Annotated in this window: 14 protein-coding genes; 13 read left to right on the forward strand and 1 reads right to left on the reverse strand. The window is 46.8% G+C overall.

Annotation, left to right across the window (positions count from 1 at the left end; genetic code table 11):
- The first annotated feature begins 72 nt into the window (after positions 1-72).
- From TRNA_RS29640 to moaD, 5 genes are read left to right on the forward strand one after another with little or no spacing between them, the layout of a single operon-like run.
- Complete coding sequence (locus tag TRNA_RS29640; protein ID WP_011197943.1) at positions 73-1,086, forward strand: molybdopterin-synthase adenylyltransferase MoeB; 1,014 nt, start codon at positions 73-75, stop codon at positions 1,084-1,086.
- 19 nt (positions 1,087-1,105) lie between these two features.
- Positions 1,106-2,398, forward strand: a complete 1,293-nt coding sequence (glp, locus tag TRNA_RS29645) for a molybdopterin molybdotransferase MoeA (RefSeq protein WP_003181335.1) — start codon at positions 1,106-1,108, stop codon at positions 2,396-2,398.
- Positions 2,365-2,892 (forward strand): molybdopterin-guanine dinucleotide biosynthesis protein B, encoded by a 528-nt coding sequence (mobB, locus tag TRNA_RS29650; protein WP_003181336.1) that lies wholly within the window; start codon positions 2,365-2,367, stop codon positions 2,890-2,892. Before glp ends, mobB begins: the two co-directional genes overlap by 34 nt.
- Positions 2,871-3,365, forward strand: a complete 495-nt coding sequence (locus tag TRNA_RS29655; RefSeq protein WP_003181338.1) for a molybdenum cofactor biosynthesis protein MoaE — start codon at positions 2,871-2,873, stop codon at positions 3,363-3,365. The genes mobB and TRNA_RS29655 overlap by 22 nt, the downstream gene beginning before the upstream one ends.
- Entirely contained in the window at positions 3,362-3,595 is a 234-nt protein-coding gene (moaD, locus tag TRNA_RS29660; RefSeq protein ID WP_003181340.1) for a molybdopterin converting factor subunit 1, read from the forward strand. The genes TRNA_RS29655 and moaD overlap by 4 nt, the downstream gene beginning before the upstream one ends.
- 29 nt (positions 3,596-3,624) lie before the next feature.
- Here the strand turns inward: moaD and TRNA_RS29665 are convergent, their stop codons facing one another.
- Entirely contained in the window at positions 3,625-4,002 is a 378-nt protein-coding gene (locus tag TRNA_RS29665) for a hypothetical protein (RefSeq protein WP_003181342.1), read from the reverse strand.
- 266 nt (positions 4,003-4,268) lie between these two features.
- On the opposite strand from TRNA_RS29665, the gene TRNA_RS29670 reads away from it, so the two are divergent.
- The 8 genes from TRNA_RS29670 (at position 4,269) to pfkB (ending at position 13,969) form a co-directional block, all read left to right on the forward strand.
- Positions 4,269-6,026 (forward strand): ABC transporter ATP-binding protein, encoded by a 1,758-nt coding sequence (locus tag TRNA_RS29670; protein WP_009328581.1) that lies wholly within the window; start codon positions 4,269-4,271, stop codon positions 6,024-6,026.
- 12 nt (positions 6,027-6,038) lie between these two features.
- Complete coding sequence (locus tag TRNA_RS29675) at positions 6,039-7,859, forward strand: ABC transporter ATP-binding protein (RefSeq protein WP_009328580.1); 1,821 nt, start codon at positions 6,039-6,041, stop codon at positions 7,857-7,859.
- 119 nt (positions 7,860-7,978) lie between these two features.
- The gene (locus TRNA_RS29680) at positions 7,979-8,659 is read left to right on the forward strand and encodes a Yip1 family protein (protein ID WP_009328579.1); all 681 of its coding nucleotides are present in this window, start codon (positions 7,979-7,981) and stop codon (positions 8,657-8,659) included.
- On the forward strand, positions 8,660-9,796 hold the full coding sequence (locus tag TRNA_RS29685; protein ID WP_011197944.1) for an efflux RND transporter periplasmic adaptor subunit: 1,137 nt from the start codon (positions 8,660-8,662) through the stop codon (positions 9,794-9,796).
- Positions 9,793-10,485 carry an ABC transporter ATP-binding protein gene (locus tag TRNA_RS29690; protein WP_003181352.1) on the forward strand — a complete coding sequence of 231 codons (693 nt, stop codon included), beginning with the start codon at positions 9,793-9,795 and terminating at the stop codon, positions 10,483-10,485. The genes TRNA_RS29685 and TRNA_RS29690 overlap by 4 nt, the downstream gene beginning before the upstream one ends.
- The gene (locus tag TRNA_RS29695) at positions 10,482-11,675 is read left to right on the forward strand and encodes an ABC transporter permease (protein ID WP_003181354.1); all 1,194 of its coding nucleotides are present in this window, start codon (positions 10,482-10,484) and stop codon (positions 11,673-11,675) included. Before TRNA_RS29690 ends, TRNA_RS29695 begins: the two co-directional genes overlap by 4 nt.
- A 630-nt stretch (positions 11,676-12,305) precedes the next feature.
- The gene (locus TRNA_RS29700) at positions 12,306-13,061 is read left to right on the forward strand and encodes a DeoR/GlpR family DNA-binding transcription regulator (protein WP_003181356.1); all 756 of its coding nucleotides are present in this window, start codon (positions 12,306-12,308) and stop codon (positions 13,059-13,061) included.
- A complete protein-coding gene (pfkB, locus tag TRNA_RS29705; RefSeq protein ID WP_003181358.1) occupies positions 13,058-13,969 on the forward strand; it encodes a 1-phosphofructokinase in 912 nt (303 codons plus the stop codon). Before TRNA_RS29700 ends, pfkB begins: the two co-directional genes overlap by 4 nt.
- Positions 13,970-13,978 lie beyond the last annotated feature (9 nt).

Below are 13,978 nucleotides of genomic sequence, written 5' to 3' on the forward strand. Positions count from 1 at the left end.
AAGGTGTTTTTCAAAGAACAGCAGACGGAAAAATGGTATGATATAGAAAAGGAAGTAAAGGGGATCATCCTGATGCATGAACGGTATTCAAGACAAATCAGATATCAAAACATCGGACAGGCGGGTCAGGACAGAATCAGGCAGAGCCATGTTTTGATCGTCGGGGCCGGGGCGCTTGGCACGTCAGCCGCTGAAGGGCTTGTGCGCGCAGGCATCGGCGCACTGTCTATTATAGACCGCGATTATGTGGAATGGAGCAACTTGCAAAGGCAGCAGCTCTACACAGAGAAAGACGCGGAGGAAAGGCTTCCGAAAGCGGCGGCTGCAAAAGAACGTCTTTCCGAGATCAACAGCGGTGTTGAGCTTCGTACATATGTTGCAGACGGCACAGTTGAAACACTCAGACCGCTGATCGAAGAGGCGGATGCCGTCATTGATGCAACGGATAACTTTGAGACCCGCATGATCATCAATGACCTTGCGCAGGAGACGGGTACTCCGTGGGTTTACGGCGCTTGTGTCAGCAGTCAGGGCATGTATATGACGATTATTCCCCAAAAAACGCCATGCCTTGCCTGCCTGTTTGAAGATGTTCCGATTGGCGGGGCTACATGCGATACGTCGGGGATTATTTCGCCGGCCGTTCAAATGGTGTCGGCTTATCAGCAAGCTGAAATTTTAAAAATCTTAACTGGACAGCAAGAAGCGCTTCAAACTGCTTTTGTCACGTTTGATTTATGGGCGAACACCCATTATCGCATGCAGATCGGCCGCAATGAGAAATGTCCTTCGTGCGGAGAAACGCCGGTTTATCCTTTCCTCAGCAACATGAGCCAAAAGAAAGCCGACGTGCTGTGCGGAAGAGAGACCGTCCAAATTCGCAGCGAAATGTTAAAACGGCTGCCTAAAGAGGAGCTCATGAAAAAGCTTTCGGTCATCGGAAAAGTGGATGCGAATGATTATTTGCTGCATGTACAATATGAGGCGTTCAGAATCGTTATTTTCAACGATGGAAGAGCCCTTGTTCACGGCACAAATGATATAAAAGAAGCCAACTCCATATTGGCGAGAGTCATCGGAATGTAACAACAGGAGGTTTTTTTAAATGATTGAAAAAAGAACGCCCATTCCAGTTTTTGAAGCCGCTGCGCGTGTCTCTCAGCACCAGAAGCTGGGAGATGCAGAGTGGATTCACCTTGAGGAGAGTCTCCATAGATTTTTAGCCGAAGATGTCAAGGCTGATCACGATGTACCCGCTTTTGACCGTTCGCCATACGACGGCTTTGCTGTCCGAGCATGCGATACAGCCGGTGCTTCGGGGGAAAATCCGCTGCAATTCGAGGTGGTTGATCACATTGGAGCCGGGGCCGTATCGGATAAAAAGCTGGGTTCTTTTCAAGCCGTCAGAATTATGACGGGAGCGCAGATTCCGGAGGGCGCTGATGCGGTAGTCATGCTTGAGCTGACAAAAACCTTCTCGGAAGACGGCAAAAACTATATGGTGTTGAAGCGCTCACTACAGCCGGGAGAAAATATATCAAAAACCGGAGAAGATGCGAGAAAAGGATCAGTTCTTGTGAAAAAAGGAACCCGGATAACGCCGGGTGTTGTCGCTTTGCTTGCAACATTCGGATATGCAGCGGTTCCTGCAGTCAAAAAGCCTGTGGTAGGCATCATTGCCACCGGGACGGAGCTTCTGAATGTCAGCGATCCTCTTGTTCCCGGAAAAATCCGCAACAGCAATGCAGGCATGGCGGCCGCTCAGGTTGAAGAATCAGGCGGAAAACCCCTTTATTTAGGAAAGATTTCTGATCAATTTGACGAAAGCTTTGCAGCGGTGGAAAAAGCTTTGGACAAGGTGGATTTTCTGATTACGACCGGAGGGGTATCCGTAGGGGACTTTGATTTTCTGCCGGCAATTTACGAAAAGCTCGGTGCCGAGGTCCTGTTTAATAAAGTGGCGATGCGTCCCGGAAGTGTAACGACGGTCGCTCAATTAAACGGCAAATTGCTGTTTGGGCTGTCCGGGAACCCGTCAGCCTGCTTCGTTGGATTTGAGCTTTTCGTCAAGCCGTCCCTGCGCACCTGGCTGCATCATCCGAAGCCGTATTCTTTATGTGCAGAAGCGGTTTTAGCCAAGGATTTTCCAAAACCTAACCCGTTTACGAGGTTTGTCCGCTCGTTTGTATCCATTCAAGACGGCGCGCTTCAGGCGGAGCCTGTCGGTCTGGATAAATCGAGCGCCGTAACGTCTCTTGCAGATGCCAATGCGCTGATGGTTTTGCCGGGCGGAACGAGAGGCTTTGAAGCCGGGGCAAGAGTGCATGTTCTTTTATACCGGGATGAGAACGGAAGTGAACAGCTGTGGCCGCACATTTTCCAATCCTCCAGATCGTAGGGTACCAAAACAGCGGCAAAACGACGTTCGTTGAAAAATTGGCGGGAAAGCTCGATCAGCTAGGAGTCAATGTTGGCTGTCTGAAACACCACGGACATGGAGGAGAACCGGACGCTTTTGCCGAAGGGAAGGATTCCGACCGCTTTTTTCGGGCTGGAGCGGCTGCGTCCGGCGTAGAAGGTGCGGGCGTTTTTCAGCTTACGGCGCGCGGCGAGTGGACGCTTGATCAACTGATTGCCGCTTACGGCGTTTTAGCAGTTGAGTGTCTCCTCATCGAAGGATTTAAACATGCGCCATATCAAAAAGTTGTCATGGTCAGAAACGAAGCGGACTGCCGGCTCCTGAAGGAATTGGACGGCATCATCGCCGTCATTTACCAGCAGAGCGAGCCGAAAACAGATGTTCCATCCTTTCATATTGAAGACCCGGGTGCCCTGGCTTTTATTCTGAATCATCTAAAGGAGGAAGGCGTTTGTCTGAACGATTTATCATAACAAAAGACCCGATTGTCATCGAAGATGTCGTCAAAAAAGTTGAAAGAAGGGAAGCCGGTGCCGTCACGACGTTTATCGGAACAGTGAGAGAATGGACCAACGGAAAAAAGACCCTCTATCTCGAATATGAAGCTTATGTTCCAATGGCGGTCAGCATGCTCGCTCAGATCGGCAAAGAAATCAATGAAAAATGGCCCGGCACAGCTGCAGCCATTACCCATCGCATCGGCAGGCTGGACATTTCTGACGCGGCCGTTGTCATCGCCGTGTCGTCGCCTCACCGGAAAGCGGCGTATGAAGCGAATGAATATGCTATCGAAAGAATAAAGCAAATCGTCCCGATTTGGAAAAAAGAACATTGGGAGGACGGCGAGACTTGGATCGGCGACCAGCTTGAGACAACTGAATACCCGGAAGGGAAACCGGATATTGAAGAGGCGGCTTCCGGCAGAGAAAGAGGTGCTGACCATTGATTAAAATTTTGCTGTTTGCCCAGCTTGCGGAACAAGCGGGTGCGCAGAGTATCGATATAGATGAAGAAAAGACGACAACAGACGAGATTAGACAGTTTTTAAAAGAAACGTACAATCTTCAGGGGACGGACCGGGCGATGATCGCTGTGAACGAAGTGTACAGAAGAGGAAACAGTGAGGTCGAGTCGGGAGATACGGTTGCTTTTATTCCCCCGGTCAGCGGAGGATGAGAACGTCGGTCGGTTCAGGCATAAGCCTGTCACCGACCGACGTTTTTTTTAGAACCGTTCTCTATATAAAGAAAACAGCCGCGCCGTTCTTTCGAAATGTTTGGTTCTAATTTTTGAATCAGGTCATAAAGCTCACTAATACGGTGAACGTTAAAATTGGTTCTTTCCTTCAGTTTCATTTTCAGTTCTTTTGTCGTTACAATTTCTCCTTTTTGCTGTTTAATAATGTCTACGCAATGTGCTGCATAATACTCTTTATTGGAACGTCTATGTCGCTGGATTTGTCTGTCAAGTTCTCCCAACCTTGCATAAATCCCTTCGCGTTCTTTCCGGAAGTCCTTCCAGATTTTTTGTTCCAATTCACCTAAGAGGAGAAGCCGTTTTTTTAAAGCCTCTCTTTTCGACATTGCAATCAACTCCGTCATTCATAGTTTGATAACTTTTTCTATTATTTTACATCATCTTCCTTCATTCATCAAAAAATTTCCTTTGACATCGAGAAACTATTTTTTATCGGCTGTCACATTTTAAACAGGCTTTATTTCAAACCGAAGAAGGGGGAAAACTCCATAATAAGACTGAATTTTTTAAAAACGGTGGAATTTTATTTCGTAAACCGATATATTAGATGATGTGTCCTTGTTTTACATGAATTGGAAAGGTGCTGGTGCTAATGGAGTCCCTTAAAAAACTAAAAGATTTTTATTGGCCTTATAAAAAAATGTTTTTATGGTCGATTGCGTCGATGCTTCTAATGACGGCGATTACCGTTGTTTATCCGATTATTCTGCAAATGACAATTGATGAAGTAATTCTCGGCGGAAAATACGGTTTGGTCATATGGATCAGCCTCGGGTTCATCGCTGTCATGGCGGCGAAGGGCGCAGCCACTTTTTTTCATCAGTATCTCGGAGATATGTTCGGAATTCGCTCTGTCTACCGGTTAAGAAAAGAGCTGTATGCGAAATTGCAGCGTCTGCCGTTCAAATATTACGACAGCGCTAAAACGGGAGATTTAATGTCAAGGCTTACGGCGGACGTCGAAGGCATCAGATTCTTTTTATCTTTCGGCTTTGCTGAGGCGATTCGATTTATCCTGCTTGTCACTTTCAGTCTGTCTGTCATGTTTTCTTATTCTGTGCCGCTGACTCTGGTTACGATTGCTTCTCTGCCGTTTTTAGGAGCGGCCGTCTACCGGTTTGATAAAAAAGTGCATCCCGCTTTTCGGAACATAAGAAAATCATTCGCCCGTTTAAATACGAAGGTTCAGGAAAATATCAGCGGCATGAACACCGTTAAATCTTTATCAAAAGAAGATTTTGAGATTCAAAACTTTACTCATTCAAATGACCATTTTCGAACTAAAAATTTAAACGCTTCGTTTATCATGTCGAAGTTCTTTCCGCTGATGGAGTTTATCGGCAATATCTGCCTCGTGGCTCTGCTGTCGTTCGGCGGCTGGCTCGTGATGCAGAACAGCTTAAAACCGGGTGAGCTTGTCGCTTTTTTCAGTCTCGTCAATTACTTGATGTGGCCGATCATGAACCTCGGTTATGTCATCAACCTGTTTTCACAAGCGAAAGCATCGGGAGAGCGGCTGCTGGAAATTCTTGATGCCGAGGAGGAAATCACCGATACCGAACAGGCGGTGAAAAGCGGCAGACTGAACGGCGATGTCGCATTCAGCGATGTTTCCCTTCAATATACAAAAGAAAATGCGGAAGCATTGCATGGGGTGTCTTTTCAGGCTGAGCGCGGCAAAACAATTGGGTTAATCGGCGCGACGGGGTCAGGCAAGAGCAGCATCATTCAACTGCTGAGCCGCTTTTATGAACCGACATCCGGCCGGATCACGATCGACGGCAAACCGCTTGAACACTACTCATTAAAGATGCTGCGCTCCAATATCGGCGTCGTTCCGCAGGAATCGTTTTTATTTTCCTCAACGATCAGGTCAAATATATCGTATGGAAAGCCTGATGCATCGATGGATGAGATTATCGAAAGCGCGAAAAGAGCCCAGGCTCACGATTTTATCATGGAGCTTCCGAATCAATATGATACGATGCTCGGCGAGAGGGGGCTCGGGCTGTCCGGTGGCCAAAAACAGCGGATTGCGATTGCGAGAGCGATTTGTATGAACCCGGGCATTCTCATCCTGGATGATTCGACGAGTGCCGTTGACATGGAAACGGAGCACCGCATTCAACTTGCATTGCGGGAAGTGATGCGGGATCGGACGACTTTCATCATCGCTCACAGAATCTCATCCTTAAAGCATGCCGACGAAATCCTTGTTCTCGATAAAGGCGTAGTCAAGGAAAGGGGGACACACGAACAATTAATGGAAGCAAACGGTTTATACAAACGGATTTTTGATTTGCAGTATAAAGATCAAAATGTGTTGAATGAGCCGCATTTTGCAGGATAGGAGGCTCTTGCTATGGAAAACCAGGCGAAAAAACAAACGTTGATGAACCGGTTTTTTTATACTTCAGACCAAATCATTGAAAAGCCTTTTAACTGGGCGCAGATGTGGAGGCTGCTTAAATATTTAAAGCCCTACCGAAAAAATTTGCTGCCGCTGTCGTTTTTAACGGTCATGATCTCGGCGGCGATCCGGCTGGCGGTGCCGATTTTGATCGGCGTCTATGCGCTCGACCAAGCGATCGCAGGCCGGGATATGAATCTTCTTGTGATTCTGATCTCCGTCATCAGTGGGTTGTATCTTGTCAATTATGTTAGCAATGTGCTGAGAATCCGCTGGATGAACAAGCTTGGCCAGCATGTCATATATGATCTCAGACAGCATTTGTTTACGCATGTTCAGCGGCTGTCGCACCGCTTTTTCGACGAGCGTTCGGCAGGTTCAATCCTTGTCCGGATCATGAATGACATCAATTCTTTGCAGGAACTGTTTACGAGCGGAGTCATCAATTTATTGATGGATATTTTGCTTCTTTTTGGAATTGTCGTCATTCTGTTCTCGCTCAGTCCTGAGCTGACCATCGCCATTATGGTGACGCTGCCTGTGATGTTCTTCATTTCTACTAATCTCAGAAGGAAAATCCGGCGATCCTGGCAAAAGGTGCGCTTAAAGCAGTCCAAGCTGAATTCCCATTTGAACGAAAGCATTCAAGGCATCCGGGTCACTCAGGCATTTACTCAGGAAAAAGAGAATATGATGTATTTTGAAGGCGTCAACAGTGAGAACTTTGAAGCCTGGCGGGAAGCGACGAAAAAAAATGCGACTTTCCGTCCGCTTGTAGAAATGACAAACGCTGTCGGGACGGCCATTTTAATCTGGTACGGCTCAAGCTTGATCATCAATGAAACGATCACGATCGGTGTATTTGTATCGTTCGCCTTCTATCTCGGAATGTTCTGGGAGCCGATTTCAAGGCTCGGCCAAGTCTACAACCAGCTGTTGATGGGGATGGCTTCGTCAGAGCGGATCTTTGAATTTCTGGATGAAAAGCCGAGCGTTGCAGACAAGGAAGATGCGGTCAAAATAAAAGAATTAAAAGGCCGGATCGAATTTGAACAGGTGGAATTTTCTTATGACGGGAACCGCAAGGCGCTGCACAGCATTTCATTTGAGATACCTGCGGGATCATCGCTTGCGCTTGTCGGACATACAGGATCAGGGAAGACGACGATCGCAAATCTGATCAGCAGGTTTTACGATGCAACAGGCGGGGCTGTCAAAGTGGACGGTATACCGATTACCGATATCTCGCTTTCCGATCTTCGTTCGCAAATCAGCATCGTGCTGCAGGACACGTTTATTTTTTCCGGAACGATTATGGAAAATATTCGTTTTGGCCGTCCGAACGCCGCCGATGAAGAAGTGATCGAAGCAGCAAAAGCTGTCGGAGCCGATTCGTTTATTTCAGCGCTTCCGAATGGATACGCCACAGAAGTGGAAGAACGCGGCAATGTATTATCGGCAGGTGAGCGGCAGCTCATTTCATTTGCGAGGGCGCTTCTGGCAGATCCTCGTATTCTAATCCTTGATGAAGCAACCGCAAGCATTGACACAGAAACGGAAGTCAAAATCCAGGCTGCCTTGAAAACACTGCTCCATGGCAGAACGGCTATTATGATCGCTCACAGGCTTTCAACGATAAGGGATGCGGATAAAATCCTGGTTCTTGACCACGGCCGGAAAATAGAAGAAGGAAATCACCAGGAATTGATCGGGAAACGTGGAATGTATTATGAGCTGGTAAAAGCGCAGTATCAAATGTTTCAGCGAAACTAAAACCGTCCGCGGCCGCACCTTCTAAGAATGCGGCCGGGGCGTTTTTTTGAGAACAGTTGTGAAACATTTTAGGACATTCTGCGTATAAACTGGTAATTCATTTTTTAAGGGGGATACATATGGAAACGAATTTAGAAACTGAAAAAGTAAAGAATCCATCATTGCTCGGATTGATTACCCGGCCCGGAGAACAGTTCGAGAGAATGAGAGAAAAGCCGGCTTTCTGGTTTCCGCTTGTCATTGTTTTAATCTTGTCGGTTGCGGGAGCGTATATGCTCAGCGAAAAAACGGCGTTGTCTACCGATTTGTCGGAAATGCCGGATGCTGAAGCATTTCAAGCTGCTATGAAGGGAATCGGCATCATCGGCGGGATCTTCGGCTTTGTGATTGCCTTGCTGATCAGCGCTTTAATTTATTGGCTGATTGTCAAAATCGGAAGAGGAACAACCAATTTTGTTCACATGTTTTCGCTGTCTGTTTTTACATATTTTATTGCGGCTATCGGACAATTCATAGGCGGACTAGTGATCTATTATTCAAATATCGATCCCACGATCGTCGTCACGTCTTTAAACGGCATCATCCCGGCAGACGAGCCGCTCAAATCGGTATTGGGTGTATTTGATATTTTCACGATCTGGTCGCTCTCATTGGTTGCCCTGGGTCTCCAAAAGGTTGGGGGCATCTCCAAAAAAGCGGCTTGGACCGGTGTGATCATTTTATTTGTGATCTCCATTCTGCTCGCTTTAATAGGCGGTATGGCGATCAATTTCTTCGATTCATTTGAAGGAGCAATGTAAATGAAAAAAATATGGATCGGCATCGTCATTGTTGGGGCTGCTGCGCTTTTTATCGGACTCAACCTCTACCGCTCGGTTCAAACGAGCGGAGGGGCTGAAGAAGCGGTTCAAACCGTGAAATTGGAAGAAAAAGAGATTTCTTCTGAAGTCATGGTTCCGGGGACCCTTCAGTTTGCAAACGAACAATACGAATATTTTGAACCTGAAAAAGGAGAAATTGCCGACATCAAAGTAAAAGAAGGCGATAAGGTGAAAAAAGGAGATGTGCTTTTCACCTATACAAATGAAGAAATTCGCCTGGAAAAGGAGCAAAACGCTTTATCCATTCAATCGAAGGATCTCCAGCTTGAACAGGTTAAGCGAAAAATCAGCAGCCTAAAAAGCAAGGAAGACGAGCTGAAGGCTGAGCTCGGAGCGGAAAAAGCCAAGAGGCAAATTGATGAAGAACGGTCACAGCTTGAAATGGAAGAAAAATCGCTCCAGCTTGAACTGAAACAAGCCGACCTGCAAAAGGAAACGCTCGAGAAGAAATCGGCAGCGCTGCAAGTGAAAAGCGGCATTGACGGGACGGTTATTACCGTTGACAAACAAGCCGCTGCAAAGCAATCGGATATTCAAAAGCCGGTTATACATATAGGTAACGAGGACAAGCTTGTCGTTAAAGGCGTGCTCTCAGAGTATGACACATTGAAAGTGAAAAAGGGACAGAACGTGACCATCACGTCGGATGTCATCCAAAATAAAGAGTGGCGTGGAAGGGTATCACAAGTCGGATTGGTTCCCAAAGAAGAGGCGTCTGCAGGTGTTGCGGGAACAAAGGAGCAAGCTGTTCAATATCCGTTTGAAGTCAAAATAAAAGGGGAGCGTCCTAAAGCAAAGTCCGGCTTTAACATGATTCTCAAAATCCAGACGGACAAAAGAATCGTTCAGGCTCTTCCTGAAGATGCCGTCAAGCAGGATGGTGATCAATCATACGTGTTTGCCGTAAGAGACGGCAAGGCAAAACGGATCAATGTCAAAACCGGTGAGAAAGCAGACGGCCTCGTTGAAATTACCGGCGGTCTGACAAACAAGGACCCGGTTATCGCAAACCCGGCCGAGGATATGAAAAGCGGAACGGAAGTGAAGCTTCAATGATTGAGCTTTCCAAAGTGAAAAAAAGCTACCAAATCGGAGGAGAAACCATTGATGTTCTCAGGGAGATCGATATGAAAATCGAGCCGGGAGAATATCTGTCCATCATGGGGCCGTCCGGTTCGGGAAAATCGACGATCATGAACATTATCGGCTGCCTTGACCGCCCGACATCGGGTATTTACAGGCTGGACGGCGAGGATATTTCATCATACGGCGAAAGGGAGCTTGCCGGTGTCAGAAACCGTTTAATCGGTTTTGTTTTTCAGCAGTTTCAGCTTCTGCCGCGCTTGAATGCCATAAAAAATGTGGAGCTTCCGATGATTTACGGCGGCGTTCCAAGAAAGGAGCGGCGGGAGCGGGCTGAACGGGCGCTCGAAAAAGTCGGGCTCAAGGACAGAATGCGCCATATGCCGAACGAGCTTTCCGGCGGGCAAAAACAGCGTGTAGCCATCGCTAGAGCGATCGTCAATGAACCGAAACTGATATTGGCTGATGAACCGACCGGAGCGCTCGATACGAAAACAAGCCGGGACATCATGGAGCAATTCACCGAATTGAATGAGGAAGGAACGACGGTGGTGCTCGTCACACACGAACCTGAAATTGCGGACTATACAAGCCGGACCATCATGGTGAGGGACGGTGTGATCGTCTCGCCGGAAACAGAGCGGAGGGGGACGGTGCAATGAATCTCATCGAAAACTTGAGAATGGCTTTAAGTTCCATCCTTTCCCATAAACTGCGATCGATTTTAACAATGCTTGGAATCATTATTGGTGTAGGCTCCGTTATTGTCGTTGTTGCAGCGGGGCAAGGAGGAGAGCAGATGCTCAAGCAGACGATCAGCGGACCCGGCAACACGGTCGAAATCTATTATCAGCCCAGCAATGAAGAATTAACCGCCAATCCGAACGCCTACTTAGACGCCGGCTTCACCGAAGAAGACATCAGAAGCTTAAAGTCACTCGAAGGCGTGAAACATGTCGTTGCGAAAACAACCGAGTCCATGAATGCCCGCTTCCGGGATGAAAATACGGATGCCGCTGTAAACGGCATTAATGACGGATATATCAGCATCAATTCGATGGAAATCGAAAAGGGAAGAGAATTTTCAGAAGAGGATTACCTTGCTGGAAGCAGGGTCGCCATTATTTCGCCGAAGCTTGCGGAAGAACTGTTTTCTCAGCAGTCGCCTCTCGGCCGTGTCGTATGGATAAATAGCCAGCCTGTTGAAATCATCGGCGTATTGAAAGAAGAAACCGGGCTGCTTGCATTGGGGATGAATGAGATGTATGTTCCATTTTCAATGTTAAAATCGTCCTTCGGCATCAGCGACTATGACTCTGTCTCCGTTCAAGCTGAGTCTGCCGACGATCTGCAGGCCGTCGGGAAGCGGGCTGCAGCGGCCGTCAACAAGAATCACGGCACTTCGGACTCGTACGAAGTGATGAACATGGAGGCCATAGCGGCCGGAATCAGCCAGATTACAACAATTATGACGATGTTCATCGGTTCAATTGCAGGCATTTCTTTACTCGTTGGGGGGATCGGCGTCATGAATATTATGCTGGTGTCGGTCACTGAACGGACGAGGGAAATCGGGATTCGAAAATCGCTTGGTGCAACAAGAGGCCAGATTCTGATGCAATTTTTAATAGAATCGTCTTTAATTACACTGATCGGCGGGGTGTTTGGCATCGGCCTTGGATACGGCGGTGCAGCCCTCGTATCGTTTTTTGCCGGGTGGCCGCCGCTCGTTTCCTGGCAGGTGGTCCTCGGAGGCGTCCTGTTCAGCATGGCGATCGGGATTATCTTTGGACTCATCCCGGCCAATAAAGCGGCCCGCCTTCATCCGATTGATGCATTGAGGTATGAGTAAGATGGTTGAGAAACTTGAAGCAGTTGCAGGAAAAACCCAAATGCACGAATGGTCCATGCCAGTACGTCAGACTATCGACAATATTGAAACCGCCTGAGCAGGCGGTTTTTTTATGGAAAAGCAAATTTGATCAGGCATATGGTGTATGGATGTTCCGGTTAAACATGCCTATATAAAGGGATGCTTGGTGCTTGGTGGCTACATTCCGGCCGAGAAGCCTCTATTAAATCTACTTGGAATATGCATCAGCAGCCGGAGAACGATGGATCGGCATTTCAATTATATTTATATCCATGTTGCGGCCTGTCTTACTATATCAATTTATAGAAAATATTCAGTAATCGGAAACAGGATACAGATTTGCTGTAAAACCTCATGCGGTGAGCATGGGGTTTTATCCTGTGACCTGAATGATGTTTGAAGGAATAGATAATAATAATGTCACATATTTTTGCGGATTTTTATAGTTTATACAGTTTACAAACGGTACATATCACGTTAATATTTTAAAATGTGAAAGATTTTGATGGTTATTGAATGAATTTGAAAGATTTTTGTTGAGTTATGTCGAAAAAGCGTTTACAATGAAATTGTAAGCTTAATGAAGGCGTTTCCAAAAGGGGTGATAATGTGTTGACTCCCGAACGGCATCAGCTGATTATTGACGAGATTGAAAAGCATGATGTCGTGAAAATCCAGTACTTAATGAATTTAACGAACGCATCTGAGTCAACGATCAGAAGAGATTTGTCGACGCTGGAAGCCCGCGGATATTTAAAGCGTGTTCATGGAGGGGCATCAAGGCTTTCCGATATTCGTACGGAGCCTGACATGCTAGAGAAATCATCCAAAAACCTTCATGAAAAGCGAAAAATCGCTCAAGAAGCGGCCTCACTTCTTGAAGAAGGCGATTGTATTTACCTTGATGCCGGAACGACCACATTGCAAATGATCGATTTTATCAATCCAGAGATGGATATTATCGTGGTTACAAATGGAGTCATGCACATTGAGGCACTAGGTAAAAAAGGCATTACTTTTTATTTATTAGGCGGGTATGTGAAGTATAAAACCGGAGCGATCGTAGGCGGTTCGGCTTTATCAGCCATCAGCCAATACCGGTTTGACAAAAGCTTCATCGGCGTCAACGGCATTCATAAGGAAGCGGGGTTCACGACTCCGGATCCTGAAGAAGCGCTTTTGAAAACAAAAGCTGTCAACCAGGCGAAAAAAGCATTTATTTTAGCTGACGTTTCCAAGTTTGGGGAAATTTCATTTTCTGCCTTTGCCGGTTTAGACGAAGCAACTATCATTACAGCAGGATCTGCAAAACATTCATTTGATAACTATCAAGAAAAAACTGTCGTAAAGGTAGTGAAAACATGATATACACTGTAACTCTCAACCCATCGGTCGACTATATTGTTCACGTTGAAGAATTTTCTGTAGGCGGGCTGAATCGTTCAGTCTATGACACGAAATATCCCGGAGGCAAAGGAATCAATGTCTCACGCGTACTGAACAGACACCATGTACCTTCAAAAGTTCTCGGTTTTATCGGCGGTTTTACCGGGGGATATATCAAATCATTTCTCGAAGAAGAGAAGCTTGAAACGGCTTTTCATGAGGTGAATGGCGACACGCGCATCAATGTCAAATTGAAGACCGGGGATGAGACGGAAATCAACGGGCAGGGGCCGGTCATCAGCGAAGAAGATTTCGCGGCCTTTTTAGACCAGTTTTCAGCGATGAAAGAAGGGGACATTGTTGTACTGGCGGGCAGCATTCCTTCATCATTGCCGCAGGACACATATGAAAAGATTGCGGAAAAATGCAAAGAGCAAAATGTCCGGGTTGTCGTTGATATTTCGGGTGAGGCCCTTTTAAAAGCAGCAGAAATGAAGCCGCTTTTAATGAAACCGAACCATCACGAGCTCGGAGAAATGTTTGGAACAACTATCACCTCGGCCGAAGAAGCGGTGCCTTACGGAAAGAAACTCGTTGAACGCGGGGCTGAAAACGCGATCGTTTCCATGGCTGGAGAAGGCGCACTTTTATGTACAAAAGACGGTGTCTACCATGCCAACGTACCTAAAGGAAAGCTCGTAAACTCAGTCGGTGCGGGGGATTCAGTGGTTGCAGGCTTTCTCGCAGGCATTGAAAAACAGCTTGGCATCAAAGAAGCTTTTCGCTTAGGAGTCGCTTCAGGAAGCGCAACTGCCTTTTCAGAGGAGCTGGGAACGGAAGAGCTCGTTCACAAGCTGCTTCCGGAAGTTCAAGTCAAAGCGATATAAAGGAGGAAA

Source organism: Bacillus licheniformis DSM 13 = ATCC 14580 (assembly GCF_000011645.1).
Taxonomy (GTDB): Bacteria; Bacillota; Bacilli; order Bacillales; family Bacillaceae; genus Bacillus; species Bacillus licheniformis.

Excerpts from the sequence above, each read along its gene's own strand:
- TRNA_RS29640 (WP_011197943.1), top strand. The coding sequence starts at position 73 with ATGCATGAACGGTATTCAAGACAAATCAGATATCAAAACATCGGACAG.
- glp (WP_003181335.1), top strand. The coding sequence starts at position 1,106 with ATGATTGAAAAAAGAACGCCCATTCCAGTTTTTGAAGCCGCTGCGCGT.
- TRNA_RS29665 (WP_003181342.1), bottom strand. The coding sequence starts at position 4,002 with ATGTCGAAAAGAGAGGCTTTAAAAAAACGGCTTCTCCTCTTAGGTGAA.
- TRNA_RS29670 (WP_009328581.1), top strand. The coding sequence starts at position 4,269 with ATGGAGTCCCTTAAAAAACTAAAAGATTTTTATTGGCCTTATAAAAAA.
- TRNA_RS29675 (WP_009328580.1), top strand. The coding sequence starts at position 6,039 with ATGGAAAACCAGGCGAAAAAACAAACGTTGATGAACCGGTTTTTTTAT.
- TRNA_RS29680 (WP_009328579.1), top strand. The coding sequence starts at position 7,979 with ATGGAAACGAATTTAGAAACTGAAAAAGTAAAGAATCCATCATTGCTC.
- TRNA_RS29685 (WP_011197944.1), top strand. The coding sequence starts at position 8,660 with ATGAAAAAAATATGGATCGGCATCGTCATTGTTGGGGCTGCTGCGCTT.
- TRNA_RS29690 (WP_003181352.1), top strand. The coding sequence starts at position 9,793 with ATGATTGAGCTTTCCAAAGTGAAAAAAAGCTACCAAATCGGAGGAGAA.
- TRNA_RS29695 (WP_003181354.1), top strand. The coding sequence starts at position 10,482 with ATGAATCTCATCGAAAACTTGAGAATGGCTTTAAGTTCCATCCTTTCC.
- pfkB (WP_003181358.1), top strand. The coding sequence starts at position 13,058 with ATGATATACACTGTAACTCTCAACCCATCGGTCGACTATATTGTTCAC.